This window comes from Brucella sp. NBRC 12950 (genome assembly GCF_030268145.1).
GTDB lineage: Bacteria > Pseudomonadota > Alphaproteobacteria > Rhizobiales > Rhizobiaceae > Brucella.
Genome location: NZ_BSQC01000002.1, coordinates 59,889 through 74,435 on the forward strand (window position 1 = coordinate 59,889; position 14,547 = coordinate 74,435).

A 14,547-nucleotide genomic window follows, 5' to 3' on the forward strand; every position below is an offset into this window, starting at 1 on the left:
TGCCATATGAAGGCAGTTGTCGCAGTAAAGCGGGTTGTAGATTACAACGTAAAGATCCGTGTAAAGGGAGATGGTTCGGGCGTTGAGCTTGCAAACGTCAAGATGTCGATGAACCCTTTTGACGAGATCGCGGTTGAAGAAGCGATCCGTTTGAAGGAAGCAGGCAAGGTCACGGAAATCGTCGTGGTTTCGGTGGGTCCGGCACAGGCGCAGGAAACGTTGCGCACCGCACTTGCCATGGGTGCTGACCGGGCAATTCTGGTGAAGACTGACGAAACCGTCGAGCCGCTTGGTGTTGCCAAGGTTTTGAAGGGCGTGGTCGATGCTGAACAGCCTGACCTCGTGTTCCTCGGCAAGCAGGCGATTGACGACGATGCCAATCAGACCGGCCAGATGCTTTCGGCACTGCTCAACTGGAGCCAGGCAACTTTTGCCTCGAAGGTGGAGCTTGCTGACGGCTCGGCCAAGGTAACGCGCGAAGTCGATGGCGGTCTGCAGACCATTGATGTGAAGCTTCCAGCCATTGTCACAGTTGATCTTCGTTTGAACCAGCCACGCTATGCATCGCTGCCAAACATCATGAAGGCCAAGAAGAAGCCGCTTGATGAGAAGTCGCCTGCTGATTTCGGTGCTGATATTGCGCCGCGCCTCAAGGTTCTGAAGACCGAAGAGCCGGGTGGCCGTAAGGCTGGCGTGAAGGTTGGCTCGGTTTCCGAGCTGGTTGAGAAGCTTAAAGCCGACGGCGTATTGTAAGAGATCGGAAGGAACAAACACATGGCTATTCTTCTTATTGCCGAACACGACAATGCAAGCCTTTCCGATCAGACTGCAAAGGCACTGACAGCAGCTGCCCAGATCGGTGGCGATGTCGATATTCTGGTTGCTGGCAAGGGCGCGAAAGCAGCCGCCGATGCAGCCGCAAAGCTCTCTGGCGTTCGCAAGGTTCTGTTGGCTGAAAGCGATGCGCTGGAAAACCGTCTGGCCGAGCCACTGGCTGCAGCCATCGTTGAACTCGCAGGAAACTACGACACAATCATTGCACCAGCCACCACTTCGGCCAAGAACGTGCTGCCACGCGTTGCAGCACTTCTTGATGTGATGCAGCTGTCGGAAATCATGGAAGTTGTCTCAAGCGACACCTTCAAGCGTCCGATCTATGCGGGCAATGCGATCCAGACCGTGCAGTCGACTGATGCCAAGAAGGTCATCACGGTCCGTACGGCTTCTTTCTCGGCAACGGGTGACGGCGGTTCGGCTCTAGTTGAAAGCATCAATGCGGCTGCTGATCCGGCGCTGTCGAGCTTTGTTGAAAACAAGCTTTCGGGTGGTGATCGTCCGGAACTGACTTCTGCCAAGATCATCATCTCGGGCGGTCGTGCGCTTGGTTCGTCGGAGAAGTTTGAGGAAGTGATCCTTCCTGTTGCCGACAAGCTGGGTGCAGCCGTTGGCGCCAGCCGTGCAGCAGTTGATGCGGGTTATGCACCAAACGACTGGCAGGTTGGCCAGACCGGTAAGGTGGTTGCACCGGAACTTTACATCGCAGTCGGTATTTCCGGCGCGATCCAGCATCTGGCTGGTATGAAAGACAGCCGCGTGATTGTTGCGATCAACAAGGATGAAGAAGCACCGATCTTCCAGGTGGCTGATTATGGCCTTGTGGGCGATCTATTTACGATCCTGCCGGAAATGGAAAAGATTTCCTATTGAAATCGAAAGTGTCGCAGAAGACGAGCTCGCGACACTTTCGGACGTTGATCGATCATCCTGGCCTCCAGGTTCCAGGTGCGTCAACTGAAATTCTCGACAAAGTTCAGACGGAAGAGCGCGACGGTGCTCGATTTGCCAGGTAAAGCGATGAGTTGGGCAATTTTGAAGTAAGAACGTGCCTAAAGAGCGTCCTTCTTTCTGAATGATGATGCATCGATACCCAACTTCTGCAAACGGGCATAAAGACTGCGGCGCGGGAGCTGTAGGATATTTGCAGCCCCACTAACATCACCGTTCAACCGCTCTAGTGTTTCGCGCAGTACCTTCGCTTCAAATTCATCCATCTGTTCAGAAAGCGGCACTTGGCCCGCTTCTTTTAGCGGACTTTTTCCCAATCCAAGAACAACTTGTTTGGCAAAATTGCGCAGCTCACGCACATTACCTGGCCAATCATCTGAATTCAGTCGCGTTTCAATTGTTGCGTCTATAATTGGGCGAGGCTGGCCGAATTGGGCTGCAGCCTCATCAAGAAAATAGGAGAAAAGCAGACCTATATCCTTACGGCGTTCTCGCAAGGGCGGAATACGCAGCCTAACTGTTTCCAGGCGGTAAAGAAGGTCCGACCGGAAAAGGCCAGCTCTAACCGAAACTTCCAGGTCGCTCTTTGCAGCCGCAACTATCCGCAGATTGACAGCTCTGGGTTCACCCGTTGCACTGGGCAGTTCCCGTTCCTCAACCACACGCAGAAGCTTGCCCTGCACGGATGCGGACATGCTGTCGATTTCATCGAGGAACAGTGTGCCACGATCAGCGTCAACGATCCTCCCGCGCTGAATGCGATTACCAAATAGTACGTCATCTGCGATGGCGTCTGGCAGCGCCGCGCAGTCGATCGCAACGAAGCCGCGTGCGTGACGTGAACTCCAGCGGTGGAGGAGGCGTGCTACAAGTTCTTTACCGGTTCCTGTTTCACCCTCAATCAATACATCGACATCAACACTCGCAAGCTGGCGGATTGTCTCGCGTAGCCTAACCATTACCGGGGTTTCGCCGAAAAGCGGGAAGTCTTGTTCGGCTTCTGCCGCAGCCTTTCGCAGTCGTCGGTTTTCCAGGGCGAGTCGACGCATTTCAAGGGCACGCCGGACGCTCGAGATCATGTGATCGGCGGCAAAAGGTTTGGCGATGAAATCAAATGCCCCTTTTTTGAGGGCAGCCACGGCCATGCCGATGTCTCCGTGCCCGGTCATCAAAATGACCGGTAGCTCGGGATCACGTGCCAACAGCGCTTCCAGCACCGCATGGCCATCTATTTTCGGCATCCTGATATCGGTGATGACAATGCCCGGAAAATCGGCGTTCAAATTGGCGAGGGCCGATTGGCCATCAGCAAAGGTTTGGATGTCCATCCCGGCTATTTCAAAGGAATCCGCCAATGCGGTGCGAAAGGCCATGTCATCATCGATCAGAATTACGCGGAGTGGTTCTATGTCTGTCATGCTTGCTTTGCCCGCTTTACAGTAGCTGCGAAGGCGGCACCTCCTAATGGTGAAGGCACAATACGCAGCGTGCCCTCAAGTTCTGTCATAATATCGCGTGCAATGCCCAGACCAAGTCCCAACCCTTCAGGCTTGCCGGTCACAAACGGACTGAACACTTCATCGCCCAATGCCGGATCGATGCCCGGGCCGTTATCGGCGACAGTAAGTGTTACTTGCTGGTCTTCCCCGAAGATGAACAAGGCAATGCGCGGTTTTGGTTGCATTGCTACCGCATCAAGAGCGTTCTGAAACAAATTGACCAGAACCTGTTCGAGACGAACGCGATTTGCAAAGACTTGGAAATCGCATCCATTCGGCGTTTCAAGTGTCACGCCTGCATTTCGAAACCGATCTCCCATGATGAGCAGCGTGCCTTCCAACAACTCATCTAGCCCAGTAGGGGCGAGCTCACGATGTCCGCGACGCGCAAAGCGCCGCATTTGTTGCGTGATGGAGCCGATGCGCGCCGTCAGCTCCACGGTTGTAGAAAGATTGGCTGCGACTTTCTCGAGTTTGCCTTTGCCAAGATGATGCTGTGCGTTTTCTGCAAGTGTCTGAATGGTAGCCACTGGCTGGTTGATCTCATGGACGAGACCTGCGGTAATCGAACCCAGCGATGCGAGCCTGTTGGCTTGCGCAAGTTCTTCGCGCGCTTCACGAAAGCGCTTATCAGCGCGTTCGCGCCGAACCATTTCCGCGCTCAGTTCTAAAGTGCGCTCACTAACAGCTGTTTCCAGCGCCGCCCGATCCGCAGCCAAGCGCGCCGCACGGGTGATGCGCCAGTAGATTGCGCCAAAGAGCGTCATGGCAATCAGAAGCGCTGAAACGGTGATAAGGCGCGCATGATCGTGGGCAGCGCGCAGGGATGGCGCGACTGCTTCGATATGCATGAGTTTCAGTTCGGTCTCAGCTATTGGTTCATCAACGGTGATGAACTTTGAACCAGATGGACCACGTATCATGTTTTCAGGTTCGAATGCGTAGTGACTTGGCTGAAGGTCTGCGACGCTAAACTGTCCGCTCTGGCTGATTTTGGTGCGTTCTTCGGTTGAGATAGGCTGGAGCGAGCGCAAATCCTCTGCCTTATCGGTCGAGGCGAGAATGATGCCGCGCGGATCGATAACGAATGTCTGACCCGGATCGTTAGACCAGGTTTTCACCAGCCGATGGAATTCAAACTTAACGACCACAACGCCGACTGGATTAGCTTCGTCGCCGATCCGTCTGGCGAGAAACAGGCCGAAACGTCCGCTAAGATCACCAATCGCATAGTATTCCGCTGCACCCGCCGACATTGCACCCTGAAAATATGGTCTATATCCGTAATTTCGACCAACGAAGCTTTCAGGTGTGTTTGCGTTGGAGGAGGCTATTACCATGCCGTCGCGCGTGATCACATAGATGATCGGCGAACCGATCTGTTCTGCTAGGAACTCGAGCTTATCGTTCAATCGTGCTGTTGCGTCCGATGAGCCGCCATCCAAAACATCGTGCAAATCGCTATATTCTTTGAGCACCACTGGCAGCAGGCGAAACTTGGCAAGTTCGCTGTCGATCAGTCTCGTCTGTTGCCGCGCAACAAGGGTCGCATCCTCGCTCAAACGATCAAGCGCATCCGTCTCGGTCCAAAATTTTGCTGCTGTCCAGAATATCGTTGCCAAAAGCACTGCTAAAGCAACGAGAAGGATTCTGGTCGCGTTCAACGATATCCTCATTTGTGCAGGATTATGCACTAATCCTAATAAAGTCACGCAAAAATTTGCACAGAAGCAATTGTCGAATTGTGTCAGAATTGCGATTCATTGAGTTAATTCAATAAACTAAACTTTTTAGTCAGTGGCTATGGAAGTTACAAATCTTGTCCCGCATTTTAGCGCTACTTCGAAATTGGGAGTTTCGTAGGGAGGAGCTAATCCGTGCAGTGCCAAGAATATGATCTTTTCAACGCGAAGTTTTCTGAAAACTCAGATGCGCATTTCTTGGTTTGCGCGACCAAGTGATGGCGAGGCAGATCATGGTTCACGGCATTAGACGCCCACCCTTCGGCACAGGTTTTCAGGGGGAGCTTCCGTTGCAAGGCGCATCAAGGATGTGAGGCGGCCGATAACCCTGAACGTGGTCAAGTCATCCGTAGCAAGCGCTGCCTCGCGCTCAAGCCTCGGGTGAAGCTTAAAAATAAAGATTTGAAGGAGTAACCGCATGGTCTCAATCACCTCCGAACGGAGCGACGCGCCAAGCACCAACAGTCGACTGAAATCCATCATCGGTGGGTCGACCGGTAATCTTGTCGAATGGTTCGACTGGTATGTTTATGCAGCTTTTACTCTGTATTTTGCCCCTCATTTCTTTCCATCGGATAGCCAGACGGCGCAACTTCTGAGTGCTGCAGCCGTTTTTGCCGTCGGATTTATCATGCGCCCAATTGGTGCGTGGATCATGGGAATTTATGCAGACCGCAAGGGTCGTAAGGCAGGCTTGGCTCTATCAGTCACACTGATGTGTGCGGGTTCTCTCATTATTGCAGTAACCCCTGGCTATGAAACCATTGGACTCTTCGCTCCAGCTCTTCTGGTGCTTGCACGTTTGATGCAGGGCCTGTCCGTTGGCGGTGAGTATGGAGCGAGCGCGACTTATCTGTCAGAAATGGCTGGTAAAAGCCGTCGCGGTTTCTTCTCTTCTTTCCAATATGTCACACTGATTTCTGGCCAGCTTCTGGCAATTTTGTTGTTGATCGTGCTTCAGAGCACGATGGAAACTCCCGCTCTTGAATCCTGGGGCTGGCGAATTCCATTCTTCATCGGTGCGCTGCTTGCCGTGGTGGTATTCTGGCTGCGTCGTGGCCTTGCTGAAACGGAAAGCTTCAAGAATTCAAAGACAAAGGATGTCCCAAAGTCGGGGTTCTGGACGCTGATCAAGCATCATCCGAAGGAAACCGCACTGGTCATGCTTTTGACTGCCGGCGGTACGCTCGCCTTTTATGCGTACTCGATTTACATGCAGAAGTTTCTCGTCAATACTTCTGGTTTCAGCCGCGAAGTTGCCAGTCAGATAAACGCAATCACGCTGTTCATCTTTATGTGTCTGCAGCCGGTAGCAGGTGCTCTCTCCGACAAGATTGGCCGTAAGCCGCTCATGGTTGGATTTGGTGCGGCCGGAGTGTTGTTCACCTACCCGATCTTCTCGACACTTGAGCAGACGCGCGATCCGATCATTGCCGGTTTGCTGGTCATGGGTGCTCTGATAATTGTGACAGGCTATACCTCTATCAATGCGGTGGTAAAAGCGGAGCTGTTTCCGGCTCATATCCGTGCACTTGGCGTGGCACTGCCTTATGCTCTTGCTAACACATTATTTGGCGGTACTGCTGAATACGTCGCGCTGAGCTTTAAGAATGGGGGATGGGAACGCGGCTTTTACTGGTATGTCACCGTCATGATTGGTATTTCGTTGGTTGTTTATCTGCGGATGCGTGATACCAGCAAAGATAGCATGATTAAAGAAGACTAGAAGAAGACGAATTGATTGAAGTGCCGGGTTAAAAGCCCGGCATTTTTGTTGGATAGATTTGTTAAACGGTGTCAATCTTTCTATTGCCGGAGGGAGAGGATCTTTCCGAAACTGTTTGGGCCGCGTTCTGGATCAAAGGTCCAAAACTGTCGCTGAAGCCCTGGGCAGTCCATTCCTGTAAGCTGCCTGCAACGTGAATTGCCCCCACTGGTGTGCCACGCCAGTCCATTATCGGGGCGCCGATTACCACCTCATTATTCAGGAGTTGGCTGCAAAGCAGAGAATGCCCTCGTTCTCGCGTGGCGCGAACATGGTTCATCACTCCTTCCAGGTCACGAACGGTATGCGGTGTGAACGGAGTAAGATCAGAGCGGCTGACGATATCGGCAATGGTTTCGTCTGGCAGTCGCGAGAGAATGGCCACGCCACCTGCTGTACAGTAAGTCGGCACAGCGTTTCCAACAATTGTCGCGCTGAACACCTCGTGTTTGGAAGGCATGCGCAAGGCGTAGATGACGCGGACGTCATCGAATAACGAGAGGTCAACACGCTCACTCACTCGTCGCCGGAGTTCGAGCATGACAGGATTTGCACGCTGCAACATTGGGTTGAGCCGCAAGAGATCATGGGTCATATCAAGTACGCGCAACCCCGGTAGATATCCGCGGTCGTCGGGATCTCGCGCCAGCATGTTGAGCTTCAAAAGAGTATGGACAATACGTTGGGCGGCGCTGCGATCAATCCCTGCAGCATTGGCCACCTGGGTGAGCGAGAGGGGATGTCGAGCCGTTTGAAACGCCGACATTACCGCGACCGTGCGTGCGACGGAACGCAAGAATAATGGATCATCCGAAAAAGCGTCGGCTTCATCAGGATCGAAAGTGGATATGCCACGCAGGTCTCGATATGTGTTCATGAGAAAAAGCTTTAATCCAGATTCAAGCATTGACAAGGATCAAAATTGATCCCTATCATAAAAAATCAATATAGATGTATCGCTCACAGATACACAGTTCAGCCCGAGGGGGCAAGTCAGGAAATGGGAGTACGCTCGTGTCAAAACGCGTGGCTGTAGCTGGCTTTTTGCATGAAACGAACACTTTTGCTGCCACTCCGGCAACATTGGGGGCGTTCGTTCAGGGCGGCGGATATATCCCGCTTTCGCGCGGTGACGCGATCTTTACAAATGCGCAAAACGTCAATCTTGGGATAGCAGGCGCGCTGAAATTTGCTCAACAAGCGGGCTGGGAGGTTGTGCCGATCCTGTGGGCAGGCGCTATTCCTTCTGCGCCTGTTACACAGGAGGCCTATGAAACAATCGTTTCCGAAATTGTTACGGGATTAAGGGATTGCGGTCCGCTTGATGGCATTTTTATCGACTTGCATGGTGCGATGGTCGCTGAACATATCGATGATGGAGAAGGCGAGCTCTTGCAGCGCGTTCGGACCGTCCGCCATGAGGCGCCGCTATCGGTAGCCCTTGATTTGCATGGAAATATTACGAAGCGCATGTTCGATCACGCGGATGTTATGGTGGGTTTCCGAACCTATCCGCATATTGATATGGCAGAAACCGGATACCGCGCGGCAGAAGCTCTGCAGGAGCTCATGGACCGGCCTGACGGCTGGCACAAGGCGATGCGGCAAGGTGACTACCTTATTCCGATTGCATGGCAATGTACCGATGAACAACCCGCCAAGGGCCTTTATGGTATGACGGTCGATATACCAGAAGATGTGCTCACGGCCTCACTTTTCATGGGTTTTCCTGCCGCCGATTTTGCTGAATGCGGTCCTTCTGTTTTTGCTTATGGTTGGAACAGCCGCGCGGTGGAAGCCTGCGCCGATAATATCTTGGCAGCGCTCACTGCGGCAGAGCCTGCCTTTGCAGGCACTGCCTACCAGCCCGAAGAAGGCGTTGCGAAAGCCATTGAACTTTCTCGCGATGCAAGCCGCCCGATCATAATTGCTGATACACAGGATAACCCTGGCGCAGGTGGCAGTTCAGATACGACCGGAATGTTGCGTGCACTGGTGTCCAGTGGTGCGAAACGAGCTGCCATCGGTTGTATTCATGACGCAGAAGCCGCAAAAATTGCGCATCAGGCTGGCGAAGGCGTGGAAGTTGAGATCGCACTTGGCGGCAAGTCTGGTATCGCGGGCGATGAACCTTATAAAGCAAAGTTCTTCGTTGAAAGGCTGTCTGATGGCAAGGCTCATGCAACAGGTCCCTATTATGGCGGAACCTGGCTTGATATGGGGCCATCCGCCTGCCTGCGGCTCGGTGGAACACGTGTCGTTGTAACCACAAATCTGGCGCAGATGGCAGATCGTGCGCTTTATCGCATGGTTGGCATTGAGCCTGAGCAGGAAGCTATTCTCGTGAATAAAAGCTCTGTGCATTTCAGGGCAGATTTCGCGCCAATTGCCGAAAAACTTCTTGTCTGCACCGCTCCCGGCGCAATGCCGCTTAGCCCAGCACAATTGACATGGAAGAATTTACGTTCAGGCATCCGGCTTGAACCACTGGGAGATACATTCAAATAAAACAATAAAACAACCTTCAGAGGAACCAAGTAGATGCAGTTTTTCAAATCACCACAACCTGGGCCTATCCTCCGTAAATTGAAATATGGCATAGCAGCTTCGTTGATTTCCCTGAGTGCGGGAAATGCCTGGGCAGAAACAACGCTGACTGCCGTAATGCATTCGGATCTTCGTATCCTAGACCCGATCATAACAACTGCTCATATCACACGCGATCATGCTTACATGATTTATGACGTGCTGATTGCCGTCGATGAGAATTTCAAGCCGCAGCCGCAGATGGCGGACTGGACTGTTTCGGACGACGGCAAGACTTACACTTTCAAGTTGCGCGATGGCCTCAAATTCCATGATGGTGCGGCTGTAACTGCTGCGGATGCGGTGGCTTCCCTTGAGCGCTGGGCGAAGCGTGATGCAGGTGGCCAACTTATTATGGACATCACGGATTCGTTGAAGGCAGACGACGACAAGACGATTGTCTGGACACTCAAAGAACCGTTCTCCCCCTTTCTAGACACACTCGCCAAGCAGGCAGCGTTGCCGCCTTTCATTATGCCTGCCCGCATTGCCGCAACCCCCGCTGATACCGCCATCACCGAACATATCGGTTCAGGTCCATTCAAGTTTGTGCCCGCTGAGTTCCAGCCGGGTGTGGGCGTGAGCTATATCAAGAATGAAGATTATGTACCGCGCGGCGAACCGGCGAGCTGGATGGCGGGTGGCAAAGTCGTCAATGTCGACAAGGTGCGCTGGGTCACGATGACTGATGCTCAGACCGCTGTGAATGCGCTGACGAGTGGCGAAATCGATTATATCGAACAGGTTCCAGTCGATCTAGTGCCGCTGTTTGAAGGCGACGACACTGTCGTGCTGGAACAGCGCGATCCGCTTGGCTATCAGACTATGGGCCGTCTCAATTTCAAGCATCCGCCGTTTGACAATCCGGATGTTCGTCGTGCGGCCTTTCTAGCCATGTCGCAAGAACCAGTACTGGCTGCCCTGATGGCAGACCCCAATTATTACAAGGTTTGCGGCGCCATTTTTGGGTGCGGCACGCCAAACGCCACTGATGTAGGCTCTGAGAGTCTCGTCGCGAAAGGCAATGTCGAAGAAGCAAAAGAGTTGCTCAAGAAAGCAGGCTATGACGGCAAACCGGTTGTTCTGATGCAGCCAACTGACGTTACCAGTCTATCACCGCAGCCGGTGGTTGCCGCTCAGCAGTTGCGCGCAGCGGGTTTCACAGTGGACATGCAGCCGATGGATTGGCAGACGCTTGTCGGGCGCCGTGCATCCAAGGACGAACCTGCGAAGGGTGGCTGGAATATCTTCTTTACCAACTGGCAAATCCCCGAGATTGCAACGCCGATCAATTCTGTGATGCTCAACGGTCGTGGCGAACAAGGTTGGTTCGGCTGGCCGCAGGACGACCAGATCGAAGCGCTGAAGAAGGAGTATATTGCAGCCAAAACGCCTGAAGAACAGAAGGCGGTGGTCGAGAAGATCCAAGCTCATACCTATGACACGGTGCTGTACATCCCGCTCGGAGAATATAATCCTCCTCAAGCCCGCAGAAGCAATGTCGTTGATATGCTCGGTTCACCCGTTCCGGTCTTCTGGAACGTGAAGAAGACTGAAGAATAATCCGCCCGCAGCTATCGCGTTTGGCGCGGTAGCTCCCAGTTCAACGTGGGGCCGGCTCTGTGTCGGTTCCACCTCAAGCGGGACGCGCACATGGCTGTCTATTTATTAAAACGTATTTTTGCACTCGTGCCGGTATTGTTGCTGGTATCAGTGTTTGTCTTCCTTCTCCTTCGACTGACACCGGGCGATCCGGCGGCAATTCTGGCTGGTGACGCAGCCACTACCGAACAGCTTGAACGCATCCGCGAGGCAATGGGCCTCAATGAGCCCATTCTCACCCAGTATTTCACGTGGATGGGTAACATTATGCAAGGTGATCTCGGCGTTTCGTTGATTTCCGGCGTGCCTGTTCTTGATATGGTTTCGCAGCGCATCGGCCCCACCATATCGATTGCGATACTGACTATCATCATTGCAGTTTTAGTGGCTATTCCAATGGGTGTGGTCGCTGCTTGGTGTCATCGCTCATGGGCAGATTATCTTGTCATGAGCTTTTCCGTTCTTGGCTTTTCCGTTCCGGTCTTCCTTGTCGGATATGTGCTTCTGTTGATTTTCTCGGTCAATCTTGGTTGGCTTCCAGTTCAAGGTTTCAGGTCGATTTCTTCAGGTTTGGGGGGCTTTCTGGAGCGCGCAATCCTGCCTGCTCTCACTCTTGCTTCAATTTATATAGCGCTGATTGCGCGCATGACCCGCGCGGCGATGCTTGATGTGCTTGGCGAAGACTACATACGCACCGCACGTGCAAAAGGCGTAAGTGACCGTCGCTTATTGTTTGTACATGCACTCAAAAATGCAGCCGTTCCAGTCGTGACAATTGTTGGCACAGGCTTTGCGTTGCTGATTTCTGGAGTGGTCGTGACGGAAAGCATCTTCAACATTCCGGGTATTGGTCGCCTGACTGTCGATGCAGTACTGGCGCGCGATTATCCGGTTATTCAGGCGATGATTCTGCTTACAAGCGCACTCTATGTCTTCGTCAACCTTTTGATCGACCTTTCCTATACGCTGTTCGACCCAAGGATCCGTTACTAATGCGCTCAGAACAGACATCGGCAGGCATGTACTGGCTACTCCGCCTGTTCTCGTTGCCGCGCGTTACACGCGTAGGTATCGGGCCACTTATTGCTGCGTTTCTTCTCGCCGCAATCATCCTTCTCACTCTCATTTCTCCATTGATCGCCCCACACGATCCGCTTGCTATGAACCCCATGATGCGGCTTAAGCCGCCTTCTGATGAATATTTGCTTGGGACTGACAATTATGGTCGCGATCTGTTTTCACGCATGATTCTCGGCGGGCGTATTTCACTGCTAATTGGCCTTCTCGCAGCTGCAAGTTCCATTGGGATCGGAGTTATTATCGGCCTTATTGCCGGCTTCTTCCGTACGGCGGACGCAATCATCATGCGAATGATGGATGCCCTGATGGCCATGCCATCGATCCTGATTGCGATTGCTCTGGTAGCGCTCAACGGTCCATCCATTGGTTCTGTCATCATAGCGATCACTATTCCAGAAATTCCCCGCGTTGTACGTCTGGTACGATCTGTCATTCTGACAGCGCGTGAAGAACCATATGTCGAAGCGGCGGTTGCTCTTGGCTCGAGCACACCAAAAATTCTGTTCCGGCATCTTCTGCCAAATACAATGGCGCCATTGATTGTGCAGGGCACATATATTGTGGCTTCCGCAATCCTTACTGAAGCAATCCTCTCGTTTCTTGGGGCTGGCATCAGCACCGAGATTCCCACCTGGGGCAATATCATGGCTGAAGGGCGACAATTCTTCCGCATCAAACCATCGATCGTGCTTTGGCCGGGTGTTTTACTGACACTCTGTGTTTTGTCGATCAATCTTTTGGGTGACGCAGCGCGCGATACGCTCGATCCACGACTGAAAAAGCGGGAGGGCTGATATGGAACTGCGCAATCGTGATTTCACACACGCACCGGTCGTTCTCAATGTCGAAAATCTTGTAGTGGCGCTTCCCGGTGGTACACCAGTATTACGCGGTGTAAACTTTGACATTCGCAAAGGCGAAACCGTCTGTCTCGTGGGCGAATCCGGATCAGGAAAATCGGTGACTTCCCTGACCGCGATGGGGCTTTTGCCTAAAGATGCCCTACTGGTTAGAGACGGAAAAATCCTGCTCGATGGTACTGATTTGCTGACACTCCCAGCTTCTGACATGAAGAAGATGCGTGCGACGCGAATCTCGATGATCTTCCAGGAGCCGATGACAGCGCTTAATCCGGTCATGCGGGTGGGCGCGCAGATCACGGAAGTTCTGGACATACATACCAATCTTTCAGCTGAGGCCAAGCGTGCCAAAGTCATCAACATCATGGAGCAAGTGCATCTGCCGGACGTTGAGCGGATTTACCAAAGTTACCCACACCAGCTTTCAGGTGGTCAGCGGCAACGCATCATGATTGCTATGGCACTCATTCTGGAGCCAATCGTACTGATTGCCGATGAGCCAACCACTGCACTCGATGTAACCACGCAAAAACAAATCCTGTCTCTGATCGCAGAATTGCAGGAAAAGCACGGCACGGCGGTGTTGTTCATCACACATGATATGGGTGTAGTCGCCGAAATCGCTGACCGTGTCTGTGTCATGCGCGGCGGTGAGATCATGGAGCGAGGGAGCATCCGTGAGGTTCTGACATCGCCAAAGCAACAATATACCAAGGACTTGCTTAGCTCGGTTCCGAGCCTCATTCCGCGATCGGCGCGTGTACCGCAAGAGCAGCAAGCGGTGATCCGCGTGCGTGACCTCGGGATGACCTACAAAAGCGGCGGACTGTTTAGCACAAAGCCGGGAGTTAAAGCCTCTTATGAAGTGAATTTCGCCCTTCAGCCTGGAAGGACGCTTGGAATTGTTGGTGAGTCGGGGTCTGGTAAAACCACTGTTGCTCGATCAATCATGCGTCTCATCGAGCCGACCGAAGGGGAAATCGTCGTGGATGGACGCGATATAGCCCATCTGGGAAAACGTGAAATGAAGCCGTTCCGCAAAAAGCTTCAGGTCGTGTTTCAAGATCCCTTTCGCTCATTGAACCCACGTTGGACAATTGAGCAAAGCCTAACAGAAGGGCCAGTCAATTACGGTGTTCAATATGAAGAGGCTATTGCGGAAGCCAAGCGCCTCTTGAGGATCGTGTCGCTTCCCGAGGATTCACTCAAACGCTATCCGCATCAGTTTTCCGGTGGCCAGCGTCAACGCATTGCCATTGCGCGGGCGGTTGCTCTGAAGCCGGATATTCTTGTAGCTGATGAGGCTGTGTCAGCACTTGACGTTTCGGTACAGGCTCAGGTCCTCGCATTACTGTCAGTGTTGCAGCGCGATACAGGGATTGCCATCATTTTTATAACGCACGATTTGCGTGTCGCGGCACAGATCTGCGATGAAGTGCTGGTGATGAAGCGCGGACAGGTTGTTGAGCAGGGGATTGCGTCCGATGTGCTTGGCAACCCCTCGCATGAATATACACGTTCGTTAATAGAGGCGGCGCCAGGTCGCTTCTGGGATTTTGCTGCGGGACGATCCGCGGCCTGATCGGAGGGCCGCCGTCCGCGGCCCCGATTTTACTGATTGTTTCAAA

General features: G+C 52.9%; 11 protein-coding genes. 8 read left to right on the top strand and 3 right to left on the bottom strand.

What is annotated here, in order from left to right; translation table 11 throughout:
* The first annotated feature begins 6 nt into the window (after nt 1–6).
* A complete protein-coding gene (locus tag QSJ70_RS03325; RefSeq protein ID WP_231195539.1) occupies nt 7–753 on the top strand; it encodes an electron transfer flavoprotein subunit beta/FixA family protein in 747 nt (248 codons plus the stop codon).
* Nucleotides 754–774: 21 nt separating this feature from the next.
* Complete coding sequence (locus tag QSJ70_RS03330) at nt 775–1,707, top strand: electron transfer flavoprotein subunit alpha/FixB family protein (protein WP_285534782.1); 933 nt, start codon at nt 775–777, stop codon at nt 1,705–1,707.
* A gap of 179 nt (nt 1,708–1,886) precedes the next feature.
* Here QSJ70_RS03330 and QSJ70_RS03335 read toward each other — a convergent pair whose 3' ends face one another.
* Both QSJ70_RS03335 and QSJ70_RS03340 read right to left on the bottom strand, forming a co-directional pair.
* Nucleotides 1,887–3,203 carry a sigma-54-dependent transcriptional regulator gene (locus QSJ70_RS03335; protein WP_285534784.1) on the bottom strand — a complete coding sequence of 439 codons (1,317 nt, stop codon included), beginning with the start codon at nt 3,201–3,203 and terminating at the stop codon, nt 1,887–1,889.
* Entirely contained in the window at nt 3,200–4,960 is a 1,761-nt protein-coding gene (locus tag QSJ70_RS03340; RefSeq protein ID WP_285534786.1) for a sensor histidine kinase, read from the bottom strand. Before QSJ70_RS03340 ends, QSJ70_RS03335 begins: the two co-directional genes overlap by 4 nt.
* A gap of 484 nt (nt 4,961–5,444) precedes the next feature.
* Here QSJ70_RS03340 and QSJ70_RS03345 point away from each other — a divergent pair, with 484 nt between their 5' ends.
* Nucleotides 5,445–6,752 (top strand): MFS transporter, encoded by a 1,308-nt coding sequence (locus QSJ70_RS03345; RefSeq protein ID WP_285534788.1) that lies wholly within the window; start codon nt 5,445–5,447, stop codon nt 6,750–6,752.
* A 61-nt stretch (nt 6,753–6,813) separates the two neighbouring features.
* Here QSJ70_RS03345 and QSJ70_RS03350 read toward each other — a convergent pair whose 3' ends face one another.
* Nucleotides 6,814–7,668 (bottom strand): IclR family transcriptional regulator, encoded by an 855-nt coding sequence (locus tag QSJ70_RS03350; RefSeq protein WP_215777324.1) that lies wholly within the window; start codon nt 7,666–7,668, stop codon nt 6,814–6,816.
* Between the two features lie 137 nt (nt 7,669–7,805).
* On the opposite strand from QSJ70_RS03350, the gene QSJ70_RS03355 reads away from it, so the two are divergent.
* The 5 genes from QSJ70_RS03355 (at nt 7,806) to QSJ70_RS03375 (ending at nt 14,501) form a co-directional block, all read left to right on the top strand.
* On the top strand, nt 7,806–9,299 hold the full coding sequence (locus tag QSJ70_RS03355; RefSeq protein ID WP_285534791.1) for a M81 family metallopeptidase: 1,494 nt from the start codon (nt 7,806–7,808) through the stop codon (nt 9,297–9,299).
* 33 nt (nt 9,300–9,332) lie between these two features.
* Complete coding sequence (locus QSJ70_RS03360; protein WP_285534792.1) at nt 9,333–10,940, top strand: ABC transporter substrate-binding protein; 1,608 nt, start codon at nt 9,333–9,335, stop codon at nt 10,938–10,940.
* Between the two features lie 90 nt (nt 10,941–11,030).
* Nucleotides 11,031–11,972 carry an ABC transporter permease gene (locus tag QSJ70_RS03365; protein WP_285534795.1) on the top strand — a complete coding sequence of 314 codons (942 nt, stop codon included), beginning with the start codon at nt 11,031–11,033 and terminating at the stop codon, nt 11,970–11,972.
* A complete protein-coding gene (locus QSJ70_RS03370; protein WP_502871660.1) occupies nt 11,972–12,853 on the top strand; it encodes an ABC transporter permease in 882 nt (293 codons plus the stop codon). The genes QSJ70_RS03365 and QSJ70_RS03370 overlap by 1 nt, the downstream gene beginning before the upstream one ends.
* A 1-nt stretch (nt 12,854) precedes the next feature.
* Nucleotides 12,855–14,501 carry a dipeptide ABC transporter ATP-binding protein gene (locus tag QSJ70_RS03375; RefSeq protein ID WP_215777315.1) on the top strand — a complete coding sequence of 549 codons (1,647 nt, stop codon included), beginning with the start codon at nt 12,855–12,857 and terminating at the stop codon, nt 14,499–14,501.
* The last annotated feature ends 46 nt before the right edge of the window (nt 14,502–14,547 follow it).

Coding starts and splice junctions, on each gene's coding strand:
- QSJ70_RS03325 (WP_231195539.1), top strand. CDS start 7: ATGAAGGCAGTTGTCGCAGTAAAGCGGGTTGTAGATTACAACGTAAAG.
- QSJ70_RS03375 (WP_215777315.1), top strand. CDS start 12,855: ATGGAACTGCGCAATCGTGATTTCACACACGCACCGGTCGTTCTCAAT.
- QSJ70_RS03370 (WP_502871660.1), top strand. CDS start 11,972: ATGCGCTCAGAACAGACATCGGCAGGCATGTACTGGCTACTCCGCCTG.
- QSJ70_RS03330 (WP_285534782.1), top strand. CDS start 775: ATGGCTATTCTTCTTATTGCCGAACACGACAATGCAAGCCTTTCCGAT.
- QSJ70_RS03345 (WP_285534788.1), top strand. CDS start 5,445: ATGGTCTCAATCACCTCCGAACGGAGCGACGCGCCAAGCACCAACAGT.
- QSJ70_RS03350 (WP_215777324.1), bottom strand. CDS start 7,668: ATGAACACATATCGAGACCTGCGTGGCATATCCACTTTCGATCCTGAT.
- QSJ70_RS03340 (WP_285534786.1), bottom strand. CDS start 4,960: ATGAGGATATCGTTGAACGCGACCAGAATCCTTCTCGTTGCTTTAGCA.
- QSJ70_RS03365 (WP_285534795.1), top strand. CDS start 11,031: ATGGCTGTCTATTTATTAAAACGTATTTTTGCACTCGTGCCGGTATTG.
- QSJ70_RS03335 (WP_285534784.1), bottom strand. CDS start 3,203: ATGACAGACATAGAACCACTCCGCGTAATTCTGATCGATGATGACATG.
- QSJ70_RS03360 (WP_285534792.1), top strand. CDS start 9,333: ATGCAGTTTTTCAAATCACCACAACCTGGGCCTATCCTCCGTAAATTG.